The sequence below is a fragment of the Curtobacterium sp. B18 genome, assembly GCF_000333375.1.
Lineage (GTDB): Bacteria > Actinomycetota > Actinomycetes > Actinomycetales > Microbacteriaceae > Curtobacterium.
The window spans coordinates 1-2783 of sequence record NZ_BACZ01000165.1; the positions used below are offsets into that span (position 1 = coordinate 1).

4 protein-coding genes and 1 tRNA gene are annotated in these 2783 nt (G+C 71.0%); 1 reads left to right on the top strand and 4 read right to left on the bottom strand.

Annotated elements, in window-relative coordinates; genetic code table 11:
* The 3 genes from I5E_RS04465 to I5E_RS04475 form a co-directional block, all read right to left on the bottom strand.
* The coding region (locus tag I5E_RS04465) for a hypothetical protein (RefSeq protein ID WP_031261537.1) at positions 1–843 on the bottom strand (843 nt) is incomplete at its 3' end.
* Positions 840–1307 carry an ImmA/IrrE family metallo-endopeptidase gene (locus I5E_RS04470; protein ID WP_022905932.1) on the bottom strand — a complete coding sequence of 156 codons (468 nt, stop codon included), beginning with the start codon at positions 1305–1307 and terminating at the stop codon, positions 840–842. The genes I5E_RS04465 and I5E_RS04470, both read right to left, overlap by 4 nt.
* Positions 1304–1744 carry a hypothetical protein gene (locus I5E_RS04475; RefSeq protein WP_022905933.1) on the bottom strand — a complete coding sequence of 147 codons (441 nt, stop codon included), beginning with the start codon at positions 1742–1744 and terminating at the stop codon, positions 1304–1306. Before I5E_RS04475 ends, I5E_RS04470 begins: the two co-directional genes overlap by 4 nt.
* 84 nt (positions 1745–1828) lie before the next feature.
* On the opposite strand from I5E_RS04475, the gene I5E_RS04480 reads away from it, so the two are divergent.
* Positions 1829–2479 (top strand): IMPACT family protein, encoded by a 651-nt coding sequence (locus tag I5E_RS04480; RefSeq protein ID WP_022905934.1) that lies wholly within the window; start codon positions 1829–1831, stop codon positions 2477–2479.
* A 105-nt stretch (positions 2480–2584) separates the two neighbouring features.
* On the opposite strand, the gene I5E_RS04485 is transcribed toward I5E_RS04480, so the two are convergent.
* Positions 2585–2660: transfer RNA gene (locus tag I5E_RS04485), tRNA-Lys, on the bottom strand.
* Between the last annotated feature and the right edge of the window lie 123 nt (positions 2661–2783).

Below are 2783 nucleotides of genomic sequence, written 5' to 3' on the forward strand. Positions count from 1 at the left end.
GTCGTTGATCTCGACGATGAGCCGGCTCAGGCGCGTCGCCGGGTCCCCGGAGTCCGGGTAGGCGTTGTCGGTCCCGATCCGGGCGTGCAACGGCGTCAGGGTGCGGAGCGCCGACTCGACCCGACGCCAGCGGCGACGGCGGGAGACCTGGTGGCCGATGACGAGCAGGAGCATCCCCGACGACACGCAGATCACCGCGCCCGGGGTCGTGACGTCGTACGGCAGGGCGAGGGACCGGGTCACGCTGAGGTCCCCCAGGACGTGCGCGAGGTCCATCACCACGACGACGACCATGCGGACGACCCCGAGGAGCCCACCGAGCACGAGGACCCAGAGTCCGACGAGGTCCGTCGTCGTGCGGGCCTCGCCGAGGTGCACGATCGAGATCAGCCCGGTCGCACCGAGCGCGACGCCGAGGTACACCGTCTGCGCGATCGAGTACACCGTGGCTGCCGGGTGCGACCCCGCATCGAGCATGAAGGTCGTCGTCGTCGCGGGCTTGTCGAGCACGGTGAACGCCACGATCACCACCACGACGACGACCGCGCACGTGACGACGATCGCGTTCCGGAGCCAGGGCCGCGCGGCACCGACGGCCTTCGCCACGCCCCACAGCAGGGTGCTCGTCCCCGCGACCATGAGGCAGTCGCTGACCACGGTGACGACGTTGAAGCCGCCGAACAGCGGATCGAGCCACAGGTACAGCGGGTCGACGTTCGTGACGATGGTCGCCGCGAACAGCAGGAACGTGACCGCGAGCGTCCGGTCCTGGCCGCGCTGGAGCACGAAGAGCGTGATGGTCCCGGCGATCAGGAGCAGCGCCTGGACGACGGAGACGATCACCCGAACACCCCGCGGAACGCACTCGGACGATCGCGGTGTCCGCGGATGAGCCCGGCGAGCCGGTCGGCGAAGACCTCGGCTTCGTGCTCGTACTCGTTCGAGAACAGCCCGCGGGCGAGGGCCCGCTCGACCTTGTACTCCGGCAGGTCCGGGATGACGTCGCGGATGTAGGCCGCCTGCGGTGCGTGGTCCTGGTGACGGTGCAGGATGTGGCCGAGTTCGTGACCGATGACGAACGACCGGAAGGTGCGCGACGCCGTCGGGGAGATCATCACGAGGTGCTGCCGTTCGAGCGTCGCCACGAAGCCGCACACGGGCTCCGCCGCGAGGAACGCCTCTTCACGGACGACGATCGGCTTGCCGACCACCTCGGCCGCGGCGGCGACGGCCTGATCGACGTCGGACCACCCCTCGGCCGCACCACGCGCCCAGAACGCCTCGACGAGGTCCGTCGGCGCGCTCATGCGACGCTCCCCCGAGCGGACTCCTCCTCGAGCACCTCGGCGATGCGACGGAGCGCCTCGGGCGAGAGCTCGCCGGGGAAGGTCCGGGCAGCGAACCCGCTCACGCGGGCCGACCGCAGGGACCGGACGAGCGCGAGCTGGGCGCCGATGCGCTCGGGGACGTCGCTGTCCTCGAGCAGGAAGCGCTCGTCGACCTCGAAGAAGCCCGCGAGCAGGCGGAGGAGCCCGGTGTCGCGGTTCCGACGGCCGTCGCCGGAGAGCATGTACGTCCACTTCGCCCGGGAGAGCGAGCCACCCTGGGCGGCGACGTACTCCTCGACCGCGGCGAACGGCACCGGCGCACCGCGCTGCGCTTCCTCGAAGTCGAGGAGGAGGTTGAGTCTGCGCGCGAGTTCCGCAGCGTCGAGCGCGCCACCCCTCGGGTCTGCTGTCGCCATGTCGATCGGACTCCTCCCCAGCCGCACGTCGTGCAGCACATGGTAGCGCGGGACCCCGACACCGACCTCGCTAGCCTCGGACGGGTGAGCACCTCGTACCCGTCCACGATCGCGGCACCGGTCGAGCACGAGATCGTCGTCACGAAGTCGCGGTTCATCACGACCGTGGCGCCGGTCTCCTCCGTCGAGGACGCCGACCGCGTCATCGCCGAGGTCCGTCGCCGTCGGTGGGACGCCCGGCACAACTGCACCGCGATGGTCACCGGGGTGCTCGGTGACCAGGCCCGGTCGAGCGACGACGGCGAACCGTCCGGTACCGCCGGCGTGCCGATGCTCGAGGTGCTCCGGCGCCGCGGGCTGACCGACGTCGTCGCGGTCGTCACGCGGTACTTCGGTGGGGTGAAGCTCGGCGCCGGCGGACTCGTCCGCGCCTACTCGACCTCGGTCTCCGAGACCCTCGACCGCGCGGCGCTCGTGCACCGACACCCGCTCACCCGGGTGACCGTCGACGTCCCGCACGCCGAGGCCGGCCGGATCGACAACGTGCTGCGCGGCTGGGTCCGGCGTCACGACGCGACGCTCGGCGAGCCCGCGTACGGCAGCACGGCGACGTTCGAGCTGTGGGTGCCCGGTGCCGCGGTCGAGCCGCTGCGGGCCGACCTGGCCGCGGGATCGGCGGGCGCCCTCGCGCCGGTCGTCGGCGAGGAACGCGTGGTCGACGTCGCCGCTGAGTGAGGCGCACGATTTCGGTGCCGGATCGCACGCCGGGCGTGTCCCGCCCCGGAGGCCCCACGGGCCCGGGAACGACGAAGGCCCCGGCTCTGGGAGCCGGGGCCTTGCTGGTGCGCCCCCTTCGACTTGAACCGAGAACCCACTGATTAAGAGTCAGTTGCTCTGCCNATTGAGCTAGAGGCGCATGGTGTGCAGTTGTGTGGCGCTGCTGCACTTCCGTGCTGNCACGGGAAACACAATAGCATGGGTTTCGCGTGCCCTTGACCACTCGGGGCACCGAACACGAACAGGAGCTTTCATGACGACG